The following is an 18139-nucleotide window of genomic DNA, read 5'->3' as shown; positions in this document are numbered from 1 at the left end:
GGTCTCGTGGAGTGGGCCGGTGGACGCGACGCCCCGCGCTCGCGAGCTGCCCCCTGCCCTCCGCAAGGCCCATCGCCGAGCGAGGGAGAGCCCCACGTGACCATCGCGCCAGCCGGCCCGGTTTCCGTCACCGAGCTGGAGACCGACGGTCCCGGTACCGCGTTGCTGCGGACCCTGACCGAGCTGACCGCCGACCTGCCCGACGCCGACCCCGGCCGGGTCGCCGCCGCCGCTCTGCGCGGCCGGTCCGCGCGGGCTGCCTCCGAGATCACCGCGGAGCTGCGCGAGCTGGCCACGGAGGGCGCCGCGGGCCTGATCTCCGAGGACCCCGCCTACTCGAAGCTGGCCGCCCGGCTGCTGACGATCAGCATCGCCGCGGAGGCCGCCTCCCAGGGCGTCACCTCGTTCACCGGATCGGTCGCCGTCGGCCACCGCGAGGGTCTGATCGCCGACCGCACCGCCGAGTTCGTGCGCGTCCACGCGGTCCGCCTCGACGCCCTGATCGACCAGCAGGGCGACGACCGCTTCGGCTACTTCGGGCTCCGTACCCTGCACAGCCGCTACCTCCTGCGGCACCCGATCACCCGTAAGGTCGTCGAGACGCCGCAGCACTTCCTGCTGCGCGTCGCCTGCGGCCTCGCCGAGGACGACACGCCCCGTTCCCTGGACGAGGTCGCCGCGCTCTACCGGCTGATGAGCCGTCTGGACTACCTGCCGTCCTCCCCCACGCTCTTCAACTCCGGTACCCGGCACCCCCAGATGTCGTCCTGCTATCTCCTCGACTCGCCGCTGGACGAGCTGGACTCCATCTACGACCGCTACCACCAGGTGGCCAGGCTGTCGAAGCACGCGGGCGGCATCGGCCTTTCGTACTCCCGTATCCGCAGCCGCGGTTCGCTGATCCGTGGCACCAACGGGCACTCGAACGGCATCGTGCCGTTCCTGAAGACGCTCGACGCCTCGGTCGCCGCGGTGAACCAGGGCGGACGGCGCAAGGGCGCGGCGGCGGTCTACCTGGAGACCTGGCACTCCGACATCGAGGAGTTCCTGGAGCTGCGGGACAACACCGGTGAGGACGCCCGCCGGACGCACAACCTGAACCTCGCGCACTGGATCCCGGACGAGTTCATGCGCCGGGTCAACGCCGACGCACCCTGGTCGCTGTTCTCCCCCGCCGACGTGCCCGAGCTCGTCGACCTGTGGGGCGAGGAGTTCGACGCGGCCTACCGCGGGGCCGAGGAGGCGGGCCTCGCGAAGAGGACCATCCCGGCCCGTGATCTCTACGGCCGCATGATGCGCACCCTCGCGCAGACCGGCAACGGCTGGATGACCTTCAAGGACGCGGCCAACCGCACCGCCAACCAGACGGCCGAACCGGGCCACGTCGTGCACTCCTCCAACCTCTGCACGGAGATCCTGGAGGTCACGGACGACGGCGAGACGGCGGTCTGCAACCTCGGTTCGGTGAACCTCGGCGCGTTCGTCGACGCGGCGGCCGGCACGATCGACTGGGAGCGGCTGGACGAGACCGTCCGCACGGCCGTCACCTTCCTCGACCGGGTCGTCGACATCAACTTCTACCCGACCGAGCAGGCGGGCCGCTCCAACGCCCGCTGGCGCCCGGTCGGCCTGGGCGCGATGGGCCTCCAGGACGTCTTCTTCAAGCTGCGGCTGCCCTTCGACTCGCCCGAGGCGAAGGCGCTGTCCACCCGGATCGCCGAGCGCGTCATGCTCGCCGCCTACGAGGCCTCCGCCGAGCTGGCCGAGCGCAACGGCCCGCTGCCGGCCTGGGAGAAGACCCGTACGGCCAGGGGCGTGCTGCACCCGGACCACTACGGCGTCGAGTTCGGCTGGCCCGAGCGCTGGGCGGCCCTGCGCGAGCGGATCGCGCGGACCGGCATGCGCAACTCCCTGCTCCTCGCCATCGCCCCCACCGCCACCATCGCGTCCATAGCGGGCGTGTACGAGTGCATCGAGCCGCAGGTGTCCAACCTGTTCAAGCGAGAGACGCTGTCCGGCGAGTTCCTCCAGGTCAACTCCTACCTGGTGCAGGACCTCAAGGACCTCGGCGTCTGGGACGCCCGCACCCGCGAGGCGCTGCGCGACTCCAGCGGCTCGGTGCAGGACTTCGCCTGGATCCCGGCGGACGTGCGCGCCCTGTACCGCACGGCGTGGGAGATCCCGCAGCGCGGCCTGATCGACATGGCCGCCGCCCGGACCCCGTACCTTGACCAGGCCCAGTCCCTGAACCTGTTCCTGGAGACGCCGACCATCGGCAAGCTCTCCTCGATGTACGCGTACGCCTGGAAGTCGGGCCTGAAGACGACGTACTACCTGCGCTCCCGCCCGGCGACCCGCATCGCCCGCGCGGCCCAGGCGCAGACCCCGACCGCCATCCCCGTGCAGCAGGTGACCTCGGAAGAGGCCGTCGCCTGCTCCCTTGAGAACCCCGAGTCCTGCGAGGCCTGCCAGTAATGACCACCGCACCCGAGAAGACCGAGAAGAACCTGCTCGACCCGGGCTTCGAGCTGACCCTTCGTCCCATGCGCTACCCGGACTTCTACGAGCGCTACCGGGACGCCATCAAGAACACCTGGACCGTCGAGGAGGTCGACCTCCACTCGGACGTCGCCGACCTGGCGAAGCTGTCCGAGGGCGAGCAGCACATGATCGGCCGGCTGGTCGCGTTCTTCGCGACGGGCGACTCGATCGTGGCGAACAACCTGGTGCTGACGCTGTACAAGCACATCAACTCCCCCGAGGCGCGCCTCTATCTGTCGAGGCAGCTCTTCGAGGAGGCCGTCCACGTCCAGTTCTATCTGACGCTCCTGGACACCTACCTCCCCGACCCGCAGGACAGGACGGCGGCCTTCGACGCGGTCGAGAACATCCCGTCGATCCGCGAGAAGGCCGAGTTCTGCTTCAAGTGGATCAACGAGGTCGAGAAGCTTGACCGGCTGGAGACCAAGGCCGACCGGCGCCGCTTCCTGCTCAACCTGATCTGCTTCGCCGCGTGCATCGAGGGCCTGTTCTTCTACGGCGCGTTCGCGTACGTCTACTGGTTCCGCAGCCGGGGCCTGCTGCACGGCCTCGCCACGGGCACCAACTGGGTGTTCCGTGACGAGACCATGCACATGAGCTTCGCCTTCGAGGTGGTCGACACCGTCCGCAAGGAGGAGCCGGAGCTCTTCGACGACCAGCTCCAGGAGCAGGTGACCGACATGCTGCGGGAGGCCGTCGAGGCCGAGCTCCAGTTCGGGCGCGACCTGTGCGGCGAGGGGCTGCCGGGCATGAACACCGACTCGATGCGGCAGTACCTCGAGTGCGTCGCCGACCAGCGTCTGTCGCGGCTCGGGTTCGCCCCGGTGTACGGCTCGGAGAACCCCTTCTCCTTCATGGAGCTCCAGGGCGTTCAGGAGCTGACCAACTTCTTCGAGCGCCGTCCCTCGGCGTACCAGGTCGCGGTGGAGGGCACCGTCGACCTGGACGAGGACTTCTGACCCTCCCTCTCCCCCCGGGCCTCCTGGGCCTCCCTGATCTGCCGGTCGGCGCGCCGGTCGCGCACGATGCCGAGCACGGACGGGAGGACCAGGAGGACGAGGATCCCGAGGACCATGAGCATTCCGATGAGGCCTTCGATCTGGTTCGTGTTCATGGACATCAGTCTGCTGCCGGACACTCCTGACCGTGAGTGGCAGGACTGCCGCACACCTTCAAATTCCTGCCACTTCGGGTGCACACTGGCAGCATGCTGGAAAACGTGGCCGCCGTCCTGGTCGACGGTGTGCATCCCTTTGAACTCGGCGTCGTCTGCGAGGTGTTCGGCCTCGACCGGAGCGACGAAGGGCTGCCGGTGTACGACTTCGCGGTGGTGTCGGCGGAAGGCCCGGTCCTGGGCACCCACGTCGGCGGGCTCACCATGTCCACGCCGTACGGTCTCGACCGGCTGGACGAGGCCGACCTGATCGCCGTACCGGCCGCGGACGCGAACATCGACCGCGCGTATCCGCCCGAGCTGCTCGACGCGCTGCGCCGGGCCGTGGACCGGGGCGCCCGCGTGCTCAGCGTCTGCTCCGGGGTGTTCGTGCTGGGCGCCGCGGGGCTGCTCGACGGCCGGCGCTGCGCCGCGCACTGGCGGCACGCGGACGTACTGGCCCGCCGCTACCCCAGGACGGCGGTCGAGCCGGACGTGCTGTACGTCGACGAGGACCCGGTCATCACCTCGGCCGGCACGGCCGCCGGTATCGACGCCTGTCTGCACCTGGTCCGCAAGGAGCAGGGACCCGAGGTCGCCAACCGGATCGCCCGGCGGATGGTGGTGCCGCCGCACCGGGACGGCGGCCAGGCCCAGTACATCGAGCGGCCGCTGCCCCGGTCGCGCTGCGACACCGTCGGCGAGGTGCTCGCGTGGATGGAGCAGCACCTCGACGAGGAGGTCACGGTGGAGCAGCTCGCGGAACGCGCCCACATGTCACCGCGCACCTTCGCCCGCCGGTTCCAGCAGGAGACGGGCACCACCCCTTACCGGTGGCTGCTGCGGCAGCGGGTGCTGCTGGCCCAGCACCTGCTGGAGGCGACGGACGAGACGGTGGACGCGATCGCCTGGCGCGCCGGCTTCGGTACGGCCGGCGCCCTGCGCCACCAGTTCGTGCAGGCGCTGGGGACGTCCCCCAACGCCTATCGGCGCACGTTCCGCGGCCCGCAGGCCGTCGCCTGAGCCGCGGCTCTCACCCGGACACCGCCCGCAGCAGCAGCCGGCGCGGCCGGAGCGTGATGCCGATGTGCGTCCGGTTGTCGGAGCCCGGCACCGGCTCGAAGCGGAACGCGGACGCCACCACCGCGGCGATCAGCGTCAGCTCGGCCATCGAGAAGTGGTCGCTCGGACACTTCCGGTTGCCGACGCCGAACGGCGTCATGGCGTACTTCGGCACCTCCGGGGAGCCGCCGGGCAGCCAGCGGTCGGGGTCGAACTCCGTGTGCCGCTCGTACGACCGCGGATCGCGCTGTACGGCGTACGGGCTGTAGACGATGTCGGCGCCCGCGGGAATGCGGTAGCCGCCGAGCTCGGTCTCGGTGACCGCGCGCCGGGTCAGTATCCATACGGCGGGATACAGCCGCATGGTCTCGACGACGACATTGGCGGTGTGCTCAAGCTTTCGGACGTCGCCGAATGCGACCGGCCGGTCGCCGACGACGCTTTTCACCTCTTCGCGGATCTTGTCCACCTGGTCGGGGTGCTCGGTGAGGACGTGGAGCAGCGACATGACCACAGAGCCGGCTGTTTCGCTGCCCGGGGTGAGTATCGCGACGACCTGGTCGTGGATCTCCTGTTCCCCGATCGGGTCGCCATTCTCGTCCTTCGCCTCCAGCAAAGCCGTCAGCAAATCGTCCGGTTTTTGACCGGATGCACGGCGCTCGGCAATGATCTCGTCCACCAGCCGATGCAGATCGGCCAGCGCCCGGTTGAATTCGCGGTTGGCCGGAATCGGTACCCGATAAAGCGGCCCGAGGGGCACCACCATGCGCTGGTACATACCGGCGAACAGTGTGGCGAGCGCGGACGTGATGCGTTCGGACCGGGCGTCCATATAGCTGCCGCGCATCAGACAGCGGGCGGAGATGCGCACGGACACCCGGAAGGACTCCGCGGTGACGTCGAGGACCTCGCCGTTCCGCCAGCGCTCGACGAGCGCGTACGCCTCCTCCTCCATGATCGGCCCGTAGCCGGGGATGGCGTCGAGCCGGAACGCGGGCTGGATCGTGCGCCGCTGGCGTCGGTGCAGCGGGCCGTTGGCCGTGGCCACGCCCTCCTTGCCGAGCAGGCTCTCCAGGGACTCCCACAGGGGACCCGAGATGATGTAGTCCGGGCTGAGCGCCAGGGCGCCGGTGAGCTCCGGCGCGGTGACGGCGTACACCGTCTTGGGGCCGAGCCTGAGGCGGACGATGTCGCCGTGGTCGCGGAGCTGGGCCAGGAAGGCCAGCGGGTCACGGGCCAGCTTCCAGCCGTGTCCGAGGAGCGGAACCCTGCCACCGGCCAACGGTGGCTCACGCAGTCCGGGCGCCGCGGGGGTCGCGGGTTTCACCGACTCGACGGTCATTTCTCACCTGCCGCTTCGTTGTTGACGTACGGGGGCGTGGACCGGTCGTCCCAGCTGTCGACCATGTATCGGCCGGACTCGTGGTGGAACCAGTAGACGGAACTGAACCAGTTCCGCATATTGCCGAGGCAGGACCGCACGGCGGCGCCGATTCGGTTTCCACGGACCGTCCCGTCGTCCAGCCGGTCGGCGAGCCGTAAGACGTCCTTCTCGACGACGAGGAACTCGGAAATGCATTCCTCGACGCGTCGCCTGACTTCCTCCACCGCCTCTTCCAGGGTCAGTCCCTCATGGGTGATGAGACTGATTCCGAGATTATGCACCTCATCGCCCGCGATCTCCTTGGGAAGCGAGCAGAGGTCGTTGTACCAGGCGGCGAATTCCTGACTCAGCAGCGCCGCACGGTGGAATGCGGGGTGCTTCCGCACCGGGTCCGGGAGTTCGAGTCCCGCAGTCGGCTCCAGCAGGTCGGTCCAGATCCAGTGCGCGAAGGTGAGCCGACGCAGCGCCAGGTATTCCTCGACTCCGGGAATGCGCCCTTCGATTCGGTTGCGGAATTCCCGGTCGTACGCCTCGATCACGGCGTGGAAGTGCCGGGCGAACCGGGCGTTCCAGGTGCCGGGAAGGAAGGAGTGGAGCCGGCTCACGCTGTCCGCGAGCCCGGCGACCAGCGGATCCGGGTGGCGCAGATGCTCCGCCGGGGCGTCCAGGGCCGCGTGCAAGCGGAATCTGAGCCGCCGCCAGGAGGACGTCCGGCCGTGTACGACGTCACGGTCGTGCCGGTCGTCCCAGACGAAGAACCACGCGCTGTAGTCGGCGATGGCCTGCATGACCTCGTCCGGTGCGCCGAGGTAGAAGCCCGCCATCAGGTCGGTGTAGCAAAGTCCGTCGGCATATTCTGCGACCTTGTCCGCCGGCATCAACCGCATTTCCAGCAGCCAGGAGCGCGTCTTCTCCTGCAACTTAGGCCAATATGGATGCAGTTGCCGGGGAAACGCCGCCTCGATGACCGGAAGAGAGAGCGAGGGAGGGACCGCGGGCGCGGTCACCGTCGCTGTGGTGCTGTATGTGGTGCTGTATGGGAAAGCTGGCACGGACAACCCCTCTCAGCCGCCAGTGGGCACACACCCCTCCCCCGTGCCGGGCGTGCGCCGTTGCGTATCCCCGCACTTCCCATTCAGCACTACAACTGACCGTCCTGGGAACGGATTTGCGTCATTCGCCACCCCAACATGCCGAGATTTCACCCCTGGGTGACTGGTTACGGATCAGCAGATGTGCGGCAGATGTGCGTAAGCGATCGAACGCCTGTCGGGCACACGAACGACGCCCGGCCGGAAGGATCCCGGCCGGGCGGCGTGGTGGTGCGGGTGGGCTCAGTCGTTGGCGACCACGGGATAACGAGGCTCGTTCTCGGCCATCTGCCGCAGGGCGTCCTTGCGTTCACGCTTGGACAGACGGTCGATGTAGAGGTAGCCGTACAGGTGGTCGGTCTCGTGCTGCAAACACCGAGCGAAGTATCCGGTGCCGCGCACCTTGATCGGATTGCCCTGCTCGTCCTGCCCGGTCACCTCGGCGTAGTCGGGACGGGCCAGCGGCGCGTAGGCGGTGGGCACCGACAGACAGCCCTCGTTGCTGTCGTCCAGCCGGCGCCGGTCGGCCGGCAGTTCGACGAGCTTCGGGTTGCAGACGACACCGGTGTGCCGGGCGCCCTCGTCGTCGGGGCAGTCGTAGACGAAGACCTTCAGGTCGACGCCGATCTGGTTGGCGGCCAGGCCCACTCCCTCGGCGGTGTGCTGCGAGGCGAACATGTCCGCGACCAGCTGCCGCAGCTCCTCGCCGAACTCGGTGACGTCCTTGCACTCCTTGTGCAGCACCGGGTTCCCGACGACGGTGATCGGCCGCGAGGTGCCGGCCTCACGCCATGCCAGCTCGCGCGCCTCCGCCTCCTCGGTGTCGATGACGAAGCCCTCGTCGTCCACGGGGAGCACGCCCGCGTGCTGCTGATCGGTGTCCTGCTGCGCCATGACCGACGATGCCTTCCTCAAACAGACAGGGGGTGAATGCTCGATACAGGGTACGGGCAGCGCGCCCCCTCAGGGCGCGGGGAACGGCGCGACCAGCCACGACGAACACGCGGTCGAAAGCGGTCAGCAGACCTCTTCCAGATCCCGCCAGTCCCTGGAATCGGGGCTGTCGGCGACCCACCCGTCCAGCAACCCCCGGACGAGCGAGGCCGGGGCGGCCACGCCGCACTCCCGCTCCGGCACCCACAGCTGCCCGTCCGTCCGGTGCCCGAGCGGACCCGGATGCCCCGGCTCGCTGTGGTCGTGCGGGTCGAGATGCTCACCGTCGCCCTCGTCGGACGGCATCCGTGACTCCGAGCACATCCGGCAGAGCAGCCGCACCGACGACGACCAGTCCTCCGCCGCGAAGCCCGCGTCGGCCGCCAGCTGCTCCAGCGCGTCCCGGTCGGACTCGGTGGCCGCCTCCAGCAGGACGACCCAGGTCGGCACGGGCGACGGCGCCCACAGCTCGATCTCGTCGAAGACCGGGTAGGAGTGGCCCGTGGCGGTGGTCCGCTCGCCGTGCGGCACCCCGTCGTGCAGCACGACCTCGCCCCAGCGCCGCCCGGACGAGGGCAGCGGGATGGACAGCACCTCCATCCGGGCGGGGTCCAGCCGCCGGCCCCACACCACCTCGGCCTCGCCCTCGGGCGACAGCCGTACGGCCGCGCTGCCCAGCTCCATGCCGACCGGCTCGCCCGCGCCTATGGCGTCGCCGGGCACCCGCAGCCCGTACGCCTGCCAGGCGCGGCGGGCCAGCGGCCAGTCCTGGAGGGCGGTGGCCGCGATGCCCACGTTCCACCAGTCGGGGGCGCCGGCCTCGCGGTCGAGCAGGGCGACGGCCCGCAGCCCCGCCGTGCGGGCCTGCTCCCAGTCGTGCCGGAACTTGTGCAGCAGGGCGAGGTTGAACCAGGACTCGGACAGCCAGGGTTCCAGGTCCGCGGCACGTGTCAGCAGCGCGCCCGCGTCCTCGTACCGCCCGTCGCCGATCAGCGTGAACGCGCGGTCGGTGGCCTGCCGCCAGGAGGCGGAGGGCCGGTGCCGTCCCTTGCCGAAGATCCTCACGATTCCCGCCTGCCAGTTCCGTTCTGTGGGCTGGCCAGTGCCCCCGGACACTCTCTCCCTCGCATCCAACCACGTGTGGCCGGAGGGCCGCTCATTACCCATGGGTTACCCACCAGCGGGCGAGGTCAGACAACGCCGCGAAAGCACCCTGGCCAGGGCCTCCACCACCTCGGGCGCGTACTCCCCGCCGGTGCCGAGGCGCAGCTCCTCCAGGGCGGTGAGGGGCCCACCGGGACCGCTGCCCCGGACCTTCTCCTCGTATGCGTTCACCACCCGGACTATCCGCGCGGCCACGGGCTGTTCCGGGTAGGGGTCGGCCTGCCGCTCGACGACCGTGGCGACCTGTGCGCCCGCCCCGGTCTGGCGGACGACGGCCCCGCCGAGCAGCGCGATCCGCCGCTGCTGGGCCGCCGGCAGCCCGGCGGTGGCGCCGGCCGGGACCGGGTCTACGAGGCTGAGCTGGCCGATGTCGTGCATGAGGGCCGCGTACTCCAGGACGGTCAGCTCGGGCTCCGGCAGCCCCAGGTCCAGGCCCACGGCCTGGCTGAGGGCGGCGACCCGGCGGGCGTGCCCGGCCGGGGTGTACCCGGCGATCTCCGTGGCACGGGCCAGCGAGGCGATGGTCTGCCGGTAGGTGGCCCGCACCGCCGCGTACCGGCGCAGGGACAGCTGGGTGAGCAGCAGCGGCACCGAGAACACCGGCAGCGCCCACAGCCCGACGACGGCCACCGCGAGCGCCATCACCGCCCCCGTCGCGCAGACCGCCGAGCCGATCCCGGGCACCGCCCGCAACTCGTCCCGCAGCAGCGGGGTGAACGGCCAGCCGGTACGGGAGTGGGCGAGCGCGGCGGCGACGACGGCGTCGCACAGCACGGTCAGGACGAGCAGCGCGAGCAGCAGCAGTGCGTAGGCGGGCCCGCTCCAGCCGTCGAACACCCCGCAGTTGTGGAGGGGCTGGAAGCAGACGGCGGCGAACCCGACGGCCAGTACCCGCCGGACCAGGTGGTCGAGGACGGCCTGTCCGCGGGCCAGCTGCGGCACGCTGCCGAGCAGGGAGGCGGCGACCACCACCGCCACGACCTGGCTGACCCCGTGCTGCGTGGGGTGCCCGGCGTGCCCTCCGACCAGCGCGTACGACAGTGACCCGGCGGCGCCGAGCGGCGCGGCCTCCCGCGGCCGGGGTCCGCTCTGGGGCCGGGTCAGCTCCCCGACGGCGACGAGGATCCCGAAGGCGAGCGCGACGGGGCGGTCCTCGACGCCCGTCAGGAAGGTGCCGAGGAGGGAGACGGCGACGAGCAGCGCGGCCGCGGCGTGGAGAGCGACGTGCGAGCGGCGGACGGTCATCGGCGCGCCTCTGACCGGTCGTCGGAGGTCTGCGCGGGCACGGCCGGCCGGTCCTCCTCCGCGGTCACGACCGGATGCCAGCCGTCCCGGGCGATGACGTGCGCCAGCGCCGCGACCATCCGGGGGTCGAACTGGGCGCCCGCGCAGCGCCGCAGCTCCTCCAGCGCGACGTGCACCGGCCGGGCCCTGCTGTAGGACCTGGTGGACGTCATGGCGTCGAAGGCGTCCGCGACGGCGACCACCCGGGCCGGCTCCGGGATCTGGCTGCCCACCAGCCCGTACGGATAGCCGTTGCCGTCGAGGCGTTCGTGGTGGTGGAGGATCGCCGAGCGGGCCTCGCCCAGGAAGGAGATCCCGCGGGTGATCTCGTGTCCGTACTCGGGGTGCAGTTCGATCACGCGCCGCTCCTGCGGCGTCAGCGGCCCCTCCTTGCGCAACAGCCGGGTGGGGACGCCGAGTTTGCCGACGTCGTGCAGGATCCCGGCGAAACGGAGCATGTCGATCCGGCCCTCGTCCATGCCCAGTTCGCGCCCGATCAGCACCGAGGCCTGGCCGACGCGCTCGCTGTGGCCGCGCGTGTAGCCGTCCTTGATGTCGACGGCCTGCACCAGGGCGCGGATGGTCGCCTGGTGAGCGGCGCGCTCCCGGTGGTACTGCGCGAACACCCACCACGACACGGCCATCGGGAACAGCACGAGCAGGGCGGCCACCGGCCCGTACGGGCTGAGCCACAGCACGGCCATCATCAGCCCGCCGAGCCCGTGCACCGCCAGCGGCGCCAGGGAGCGCAGGAACAGCCCCCGGCAGACCCGCCGCAGCGGCAGCCCCTCGGCGAGCGCGAGCATCCCGCCGTCCAGCAGGGCGAGCGCGGCGCAGAACACCAGCACGGCCGCGCCGGCCGGCACCAGCGCGTACGGCAGGTCGGAGCCGGCCACGGCCTCCCGCCCGCCGAGGGCGGCGTGCACCCGGGCGGCCGCCCACACGGCGAGCGACGCGTGGGCGGCCCGCCAGACCCGGCGCAGCAGAAAGGGGCGCCGCTCCACGTGCGAGAACAGCGCCCCGGGCAGCGGGACGAGAGCGGCCGCGGCCGGCGAGAGCAGGAACGCCCCGGCCAGCAGCACGGGGTGGAGGGTGCCGCCGAACCTGCGCCGGGCGATCCGCTCGCCGCCGGCGTACAGGGCGGCGAGCAGGGCGACCGCCCACCAGGGGGTACGCGCAACGGGCAGCGCGGGGAGCGCGCAGAGCAGGGCGCCGAGGGCGACACAGGCGGCGTATCCGCGCGCCCGCGCCGGAATCCCTTCCATGACGCCTCCCCCAGCCGTACCTGTCCGGGCTCAGGAGCCTAGGACGGCCGGGGGTGGTCCGCGGGCGTATCACCCGCGGATTAGCACATTCGAGTGACGTCAGCGGACGGCAGCGCTTTCCGGAACCCGCTTTCCCGGAAGCGGGCTTCAGGGAAGCGCGACTTCGGTTGAGCGGACCTTCGGGAGACGGGCCTTCCGGAAGCGGCTCAGCTCTCCTGGGCCGTCGCCGTGACGTCGTGCTCGGGGACGGCCTGGCCGGAGCGGATCAGGTCGATCCGGCCCATCACCTTGGCGCGCAGGTCGGTCGGCACGTCGTCACGCCCGCAGCACCTCTTGACCAGCTTCTTGACCGCCTCCTCCAGCCCGTACTTCTCCAGGCAGGGGGAGCACTCCTCGAAGTGGTGCTGGAACTTGTCCCGGTCCAGAGGAGGCATCTCGCTGTCGAGGTACTCGTACAGGTGGTCGAGGACCTCACCGCAGTCCGTCTCGTGCGGATCTCCGCAGCTCATGAGCCCGAACCTTTCGCTTCGTTCGACTCTCCGGCACCGGCCGGGACCAGCCCGCGCTCACGGGCGTAGTCCTCGAGCATGCCGCGCAGTTGACGGCGGCCCCGGTGCAGCCGGGACATCACCGTACCGATGGGTGTCCCCATGATGTCCGCGATCTCCTTGTACGCAAAGCCCTCTACGTCCGCGAGATACACGGCGATCCGGAACTCCTCGGGGATGGCCTGAAGCGCCGCCTTCACGTCCGAGTCGGGCAGGTGGTCCAGCGCCTGCGACTCCGCGGAGCGCAGACCCGTGGACATGTGCGACTCGGCACGCGCCAGCTGCCAGTCCTCGATCTCCTCGGCCGCGCTGCGCTGGGGTTCACGCTGCTTCTTGCGGTACGAGTTGATGAAGGTGTTGGTGAGGATCCGGTACAGCCAGGCCTTGAGGTTGGTGCCCTCACGGAACTGGTGGAAGGACGCGTACGCCTTCGCGTACGTCTCCTGCACCAGGTCCTCGGCGTCCGCCGGGTTGCGCGTCATGCGCAGCGCGGCCGAGTACATCTGGTCGAGGAACTCGAGCGCGTCCCGCTCGAAGCGCGCGCTGCGCTCGGCGGTGGACTCCGCGCCCGTCTCCTGGCTCACGCCCTGGCCCTCGGGCAGCTCCGCCTGGCCGTTGTCGGTCCCTGCGTCGGTACCGGTGACCGGACCCACCTCCTCAAGATCGCGGGTAGGACCGAAACCGATCCCACTCGAATCGGAGGATAGACGACTACCCGCGCCTGCCGCCGCTCCAATAGGAGCGGTCCTGGCCGCGTGCAGCACCGTCCAGTCCAGATCCGTGCGGCTGCTGCGGCTCGGGCAGATGGTCGAACCCATGCGGCGGACTTCCTCTCCCACTGACATCGGTGCCGGTTGTTCAGCACTTCCTGTCCGCCACAACAGCGCCCGGCCCCTCCGCATTCCCCACCCGTCACCTCACCCCAGTGACGCGACCCACCCTACGACTCCCGCCGTGACGACCTCCAGCGTCTCCTCCTGCGTGACCCCGGCCCGCTTGGGCACCGCGAACCCGTGATCGCCGTACGGCACCTCCACGAGGTCGTACCCGCCCGCGGGGAACTCGTCCGGCCTGCCGAAGGGGTCGTTGCCGCCCTGGACCACGAGGGTCGGCACCCCCGCCCCGAGCAGTTCGTCGGCGCGGGACTTCTCGGGTCTGCCCGGCGGGTGGAGCGGAAAGCTCAGCGCGAGCACGGCGTGCGCACCGAGCTCGCCGGCCGTGCGGCAGGCCACCCGCGCGCCGGCCGACCGGCCGCCCGAGATCACCGGCAGCCCGGCCGCGACGACGGCCGGCCAGATCCCGCGCCAGCCGACGTCGAGGGTCTTCGGCGCGGGCGCGACCTTCCTGCCCGCCACCCGCCAGGGCTGCTCGACGAGGGCGACGCTCACCCCGCGTCCGGGCAGCACGGCGGCGAGCGCCCGGAGGTCCCGGGCCTCGACACCCCCGCCGGCGCCATGGCTGACGGCGAGGACGAGCCGCGGCTTGTCGGCGCGGTGCCAGGTGATGCGGGCGGTACCCGCCTCGGTCTCCACCGTTTCGGTGCTCACCACTGTTTCGCTGCTCACGTCAGAAGAGTGTGCCCTCCTCGGGCCCCTCCAGCTCCTTCAGCAGCTCCGGGCCGTTGTTGCGGACGTTGCTGACGGCCGTGGACACCGGGTAGGCGCGCATCAGGCCGGCCGGCGGGGGTTCGAGGAGTGAGCGGAGGTCGTCGACGTCCGTCCGCGCCGGGTCGAGCCAGGCGTCCCAGCGGTCCGGGGTCAGCATCAGCGGCATCCGGGGGTGGATGTCGGCGAGGGCGTGCGGGCCGTCGGCGGGGGCCACGGCGAGCGGGGAGGTCTCCGCCTCGGTCGTGATCACCGAGCACGTCACCCACCAGGCCCGCGGATGGTCGTCGGGCAGGGTCCGGTCCCGCCAGAACTCGTACAGGCCGGCCATCGCGAAGACCGTGCCGTCGGCCGGGAGCACGAAGTAGGGCTGCTTGCGGGGCCGCTTCTTCTTCCCCTCGACCTCCAGGTCCCGCTCCTGGCCGCCGGTGACCCACTCGTAGTAGCCGTCGGCGGGCAGGACGCAGCGCCGGGTGGCGAAGGCGCGGCGGTAGGAGGGCTTCTCGTGGACGGTCTCGGCGCGCGCGTTGATCATCCGCGCGCCGCCCTCGGGGGTCTTCGCCCAGGAGGGGACCAGCCCCCACTTCAGCTTCCGCAGCTGCCGAACCGGCTGCCTGTCGTCGGCGTCCTTCAACGGACGGTCGAGGACGGCGTAGACCTCCTTGGTCGGCGCCACGTTGTAGTCGGGCTCCAGGGCCTCCTCGGGCTCCCACTTCTCGACCTCAAAGATTCCTGCGAGATCCTCGGGCCTGCGACTCGCTGCATACCGTCCGCACATACGTGCCACACTGCCAGACTCCGTGAGCCGAAAGGGAGCCACCAGAAAACATGGAGAGCACCGCCGCCCTCGCGCTGCCCGACCTGTGGGACCGCCTCGTCGGCACCCAGACCGACCCCGACCTTTGGGTGGTGGTGGCCACCGCGGTCGCCGCCCTCGCGGTCGTCGTGCCGCACACCCTGTGGCGGATATCGCGCAACGCCATCACGATCGCCCACGAGGGTGGTCACGGCCTGGTCGCGCTGCTGACCGGCCGCCAGCTGACCGGGATCCGGTTGCACTCCGACACCAGCGGCCTGACCCTCAGCCGGGGCAAGCCGCACGGCCTCGGCATGATCCTCACCGCGGCGGCCGGCTACACCGCTCCCCCGCTGCTCGGCCTGGGCGGCGCCGCCCTCCTCGGGGCCGGCCGCATCACCCTGCTGCTGTGGGTGGCCACGGCCCTGCTCGTCGTGATGCTGGTGATGATCCGCAACGCGTACGGCGCCCTCACGGTGGTCCTCACCGGCGGCACCTTCCTGCTGGTGTCCTGGCTGGCGGGACCGCAGGTGCAGGCGGCCTTCGCGTACGCGGTGGTGTGGTTCCTGCTGCTGGGCGGAGTCCGCCCGGCCTTCGAGCTCCAGGCGAAGCGCTCACGGGGCGGCGCGGGCGACTCGGACGCGGACCAGCTGTCCCGGCTGACCCACGTACCGGCGGGCCTGTGGCTGTTCCTGTTCCACGCGGTGAGCCTGTGCGCCCTGCTGGGCGGGGGCAGGTGGCTGCTGGGGCTGTGAGGCAGCCCGGAGCGGGCGTCACAGGGGTGCGGGCTGTGACACCGGCGGCTCCGCCGCGGGGCGCGACCGGCCCCGGCGGCGCGGCACCCGATGCACGGCCGACCACTAAAGTGGAGCGCATGGCCCCGAACCCCGCACACACCGCCCTCTGGCCCGCCCCGCACGCGAGCGAGGCCGTCGCCGCGACGGTCCATGTGCCGGGGTCCAAGTCCGTCACCAACCGTGCCCTGGTCCTCGCCTCCCTCGCCTCCGAGCCCGGCTGGCTGCGCCGCCCCCTGCGCTCCCGCGACACCCTGCTGATGGCGGGCGCCCTGCGCGAGATGGGCGTCGGCATCGAGGAGACCGTGTCGTCGAGCTCCTCCGGCGCGGGGAGCCCCGACGGCGCCGGCGAGGCCTGGCGGATCCTCCCCGCGGGGCTGCGCGGACCCGCCACGGTCGACGTCGGCAACGCGGGCACGGTGATGCGCTTCCTGCCGCCGGTCGCCGCCCTCGCCGACGGCCCCGTCCGCTTCGACGGCGACCCGCGCTCGTACGAGCGTCCCCTGAACGGCGTCGTCGACGCACTGCGGGTCCTCGGTGCCCGGATCGACGACGACGGCCGCGGCGCGCTGCCGCTGACCGTGCACGGCGGGGGCGCGCTGGACGGCGGGACGGTGGAGATCGACGCCTCGTCCTCGTCCCAGTTCGTGTCGGCCCTGCTCCTGTCGGCCCCCCGCTTCAACCAGGGCGTGGAGGTCCGCCACACCGGCTCCACGCTGCCCTCCGTACCGCACATCCGGATGACGGTCGACATGCTGCGCGCGGTCGGCGCGCAGGTGGACACCCCGGAGTCGGGCGGCGAGCCGAACGTCTGGCGGGTCACCCCGGGCGCCCTGCTGGGGCGGGACCTGACGATCGAGCCGGACCTGTCCAACGCCCAGCCGTTCCTGGCGGCGGCGCTGGTGACGGGCGGCCGGGTGCTGATCCCGGACTGGCCGGCCCGCACCACCCAGCCGGGTGACCGGCTGCGCGAGATCTTCACCGAGATGGGCGGTTCCTGCGAACTGGCCGACTACGGTCTGGTCTTCACCGGCTCGGGCTCGATCCACGGCATCGACGTCGATCTGGGTGACGTGGGCGAGCTGACCCCGGGCATCGCGGCGGTCGCCGCCCTCGCGGACTCCCCGTCCACCCTGCGGGGCGTGTCCCACCTGCGCCTGCACGAGACGGACCGGCTGGCCGCGCTGACGAAGGAGATCAACGAGCTCGGCGGCGATGTGACGGAGACCGCCGACGGTCTGCACATCCGCCCGCGCCGGCTGCACGGCGGGATCTTCCGCACCTACGACGACCACCGCATGGCGACGGCCGGCGCGATCATCGGCCTGGCCGTGGAGGGCGTGCAGATCGAGAACGTGGCGACGACGGCGAAGACCCTGCCGGACTTCCCCGAACTGTGGACCGGGATGCTCGGGGTATAGGGACTTTCGCGATGCGCCGCTACAGCAAGAACACCGACGAGGACGACATCCGCAGCCGCCCGAACCGCAAGGGCAACCGGCCGCGCACCCACATCCGTCCCAAGCACGAGGACGCCGCCGAGGGCATGGTCCTCACCGTCGACCGGGGCCGGCTGACCTGTCTGGTCGACGACCGGATCGTGATGGCGATGAAGGCCCGCGAACTGGGCCGCAAGGCCGCGATCGTGGGCGACCGGGTCGCGATCGTGGGCGACCTGTCCGGCAAGAAGGACACCCTCGCCCGTATCGTCCGCATCGAGAAGCGCACCTCGGCACTGCGCCGCACCGCGGACGACGACGACCCCTACGAGCGCGTCGTCGTGGCCAACGCCGACCAGCTCGCCGTGGTCACCGCCCTCGCCGACCCCGAGCCCCGCCCGCGTCTGATCGACCGCTGCCTGGTGGCGGCCTTCGACGCCGGCCTCACCCCCCTGCTGGTCATGACGAAGTCGGACCTGGCCTCGCCGGACAAGCTGCTGGAGCTGTACGGCCATCTCGACATCCCGTACGTCGTCACCAGCCGCGACGAGCTGGAGAACGGCGACGCGGCGGACCGGGTGCGGGCGTTCCTGGCCGGGCGGATCACGGCGTTCGTCGGTCATTCGGGCGTCGGGAAGACGACCCTGGTCAACGCGCTGGTCCCGGAGGAGCGGCGACGGGTGACCGGCCATGTGAACGCGGTGACCGGCCGCGGCCGGCACACCACGACCTCGGCGCTGGCCCTGCCCCTGGCGGGCACGGACGACTGGGTGATCGACACGCCGGGCGTGCGGTCCTTCGGCCTGCACCACGTCGACCCGTCCCGGGTGGTCCTCGCCTTCCCCGACCTGGTGCCGGGCACGGAGGGCTGCCCGCGCGCGTGCAGCCACGACGAGAAGGACTGCGCGCTGGACGCGTGGGTGGCCGAGGGCCATGCCGATCCGGCGCGGCTGTACTCCCTGCGCCGGCTGCTTGCCACCCGGGAGCGCACCGAGGGCGACTGATCCACCGACCGACCACCGGCTGACCACCGGCTGATCCACCGGCTGACCACCGCGTTGTTTGCGTCCCCCCGGCCCCG

The 18139-nt window shown here is 71.3% G+C and carries 17 protein-coding genes; 6 read left to right on the top strand and 11 right to left on the bottom strand.

Annotated elements, in window-relative coordinates; all coding sequences use genetic code 11:
- The first annotated feature begins 96 nt into the window (after positions 1-96).
- The gene (locus QQM72_RS00375) at positions 97-2475 is read left to right on the top strand and encodes a ribonucleoside-diphosphate reductase subunit alpha (protein ID WP_314218775.1); all 2379 of its coding nucleotides are present in this window, start codon (positions 97-99) and stop codon (positions 2473-2475) included.
- Complete coding sequence (locus tag QQM72_RS00370; protein ID WP_314218774.1) at positions 2475-3500, top strand: ribonucleotide-diphosphate reductase subunit beta; 1026 nt, start codon at positions 2475-2477, stop codon at positions 3498-3500. Before QQM72_RS00375 ends, QQM72_RS00370 begins: the two co-directional genes overlap by 1 nt.
- On the opposite strand, the gene QQM72_RS00365 is transcribed toward QQM72_RS00370, so the two are convergent.
- Positions 3413-3655: a hypothetical protein gene (locus QQM72_RS00365; RefSeq protein ID WP_314218773.1), complete on the bottom strand. Its 243-nt coding sequence runs from the start codon at positions 3653-3655 to the stop codon at positions 3413-3415. The genes QQM72_RS00370 and QQM72_RS00365 overlap by 88 nt on opposite strands.
- Before the next feature lie 93 nt (positions 3656-3748).
- On the opposite strand from QQM72_RS00365, the gene QQM72_RS00360 reads away from it, so the two are divergent.
- Entirely contained in the window at positions 3749-4717 is a 969-nt protein-coding gene (locus QQM72_RS00360) for a helix-turn-helix domain-containing protein (RefSeq protein ID WP_314218772.1), read from the top strand.
- A 10-nt stretch (positions 4718-4727) separates the two neighbouring features.
- Here the strand turns inward: QQM72_RS00360 and QQM72_RS00355 are convergent, their stop codons facing one another.
- The 10 genes from QQM72_RS00355 to QQM72_RS00310 all read right to left on the bottom strand — a co-directional run bounded on the left by QQM72_RS00355 (position 4728) and on the right by QQM72_RS00310 (position 14807).
- On the bottom strand, positions 4728-6098 hold the full coding sequence (locus tag QQM72_RS00355) for a bifunctional albaflavenone monooxygenase/terpene synthase (protein ID WP_314218771.1): 1371 nt from the start codon (positions 6096-6098) through the stop codon (positions 4728-4730).
- Positions 6095-7192 carry an epi-isozizaene synthase gene (cyc1, locus tag QQM72_RS00350; protein WP_314218770.1) on the bottom strand — a complete coding sequence of 366 codons (1098 nt, stop codon included), beginning with the start codon at positions 7190-7192 and terminating at the stop codon, positions 6095-6097. The genes QQM72_RS00355 and cyc1 overlap by 4 nt, the downstream gene beginning before the upstream one ends.
- A 282-nt stretch (positions 7193-7474) precedes the next feature.
- The gene (gene def, locus QQM72_RS00345; RefSeq protein WP_020130774.1) at positions 7475-8125 is read right to left on the bottom strand and encodes a peptide deformylase; all 651 of its coding nucleotides are present in this window, start codon (positions 8123-8125) and stop codon (positions 7475-7477) included.
- 123 nt (positions 8126-8248) lie between these two features.
- A complete protein-coding gene (locus QQM72_RS00340; protein ID WP_310433396.1) occupies positions 8249-9229 on the bottom strand; it encodes a tetratricopeptide repeat protein in 981 nt (326 codons plus the stop codon).
- Between the two features lie 105 nt (positions 9230-9334).
- The gene (locus tag QQM72_RS00335; protein ID WP_314218769.1) at positions 9335-10573 is read right to left on the bottom strand and encodes an HD-GYP domain-containing protein; all 1239 of its coding nucleotides are present in this window, start codon (positions 10571-10573) and stop codon (positions 9335-9337) included.
- Complete coding sequence (locus QQM72_RS00330; RefSeq protein ID WP_314218768.1) at positions 10570-11877, bottom strand: HD-GYP domain-containing protein; 1308 nt, start codon at positions 11875-11877, stop codon at positions 10570-10572. Before QQM72_RS00330 ends, QQM72_RS00335 begins: the two co-directional genes overlap by 4 nt.
- 206 nt (positions 11878-12083) lie before the next feature.
- Positions 12084-12386: a mycothiol system anti-sigma-R factor gene (gene rsrA, locus QQM72_RS00325; RefSeq protein WP_314218767.1), complete on the bottom strand. Its 303-nt coding sequence runs from the start codon at positions 12384-12386 to the stop codon at positions 12084-12086.
- Positions 12383-13243, bottom strand: coding sequence for a sigma-70 family RNA polymerase sigma factor (locus QQM72_RS00320; RefSeq protein WP_399075413.1), 861 nt, complete (start codon positions 13241-13243; stop codon positions 12383-12385). The genes rsrA and QQM72_RS00320 overlap by 4 nt, the downstream gene beginning before the upstream one ends.
- 99 nt (positions 13244-13342) lie before the next feature.
- A complete protein-coding gene (locus QQM72_RS00315; protein ID WP_314218766.1) occupies positions 13343-13990 on the bottom strand; it encodes an alpha/beta hydrolase family protein in 648 nt (215 codons plus the stop codon).
- Position 13991: 1 nt separating this feature from the next.
- Positions 13992-14807, bottom strand: coding sequence for an SOS response-associated peptidase (locus QQM72_RS00310; protein WP_314218765.1), 816 nt, complete (start codon positions 14805-14807; stop codon positions 13992-13994).
- 50 nt (positions 14808-14857) lie between these two features.
- Here QQM72_RS00310 and QQM72_RS00305 point away from each other — a divergent pair, with 50 nt between their 5' ends.
- The 3 genes from QQM72_RS00305 to rsgA all read left to right on the top strand — a co-directional run bounded on the left by QQM72_RS00305 (position 14858) and on the right by rsgA (position 18062).
- Complete coding sequence (locus QQM72_RS00305) at positions 14858-15580, top strand: M50 family metallopeptidase (RefSeq protein WP_267018505.1); 723 nt, start codon at positions 14858-14860, stop codon at positions 15578-15580.
- 119 nt (positions 15581-15699) lie between these two features.
- Positions 15700-17040: a 3-phosphoshikimate 1-carboxyvinyltransferase gene (aroA, locus tag QQM72_RS00300; RefSeq protein ID WP_314218764.1), complete on the top strand. Its 1341-nt coding sequence runs from the start codon at positions 15700-15702 to the stop codon at positions 17038-17040.
- Between the two features lie 11 nt (positions 17041-17051).
- On the top strand, positions 17052-18062 hold the full coding sequence (rsgA, locus tag QQM72_RS00295) for a ribosome small subunit-dependent GTPase A (protein WP_020130784.1): 1011 nt from the start codon (positions 17052-17054) through the stop codon (positions 18060-18062).
- The last annotated feature ends 77 nt before the right edge of the window (positions 18063-18139 follow it).

This window comes from Streptomyces zaehneri (assembly GCF_032248645.1).
Classification (GTDB): domain Bacteria; phylum Actinomycetota; class Actinomycetes; order Streptomycetales; family Streptomycetaceae; genus Streptomyces; species Streptomyces coriariae.
The sequence above is the reverse complement of the archived record's forward strand: the minus strand, read 5'-3'. Positions and strand labels throughout refer to the sequence as shown.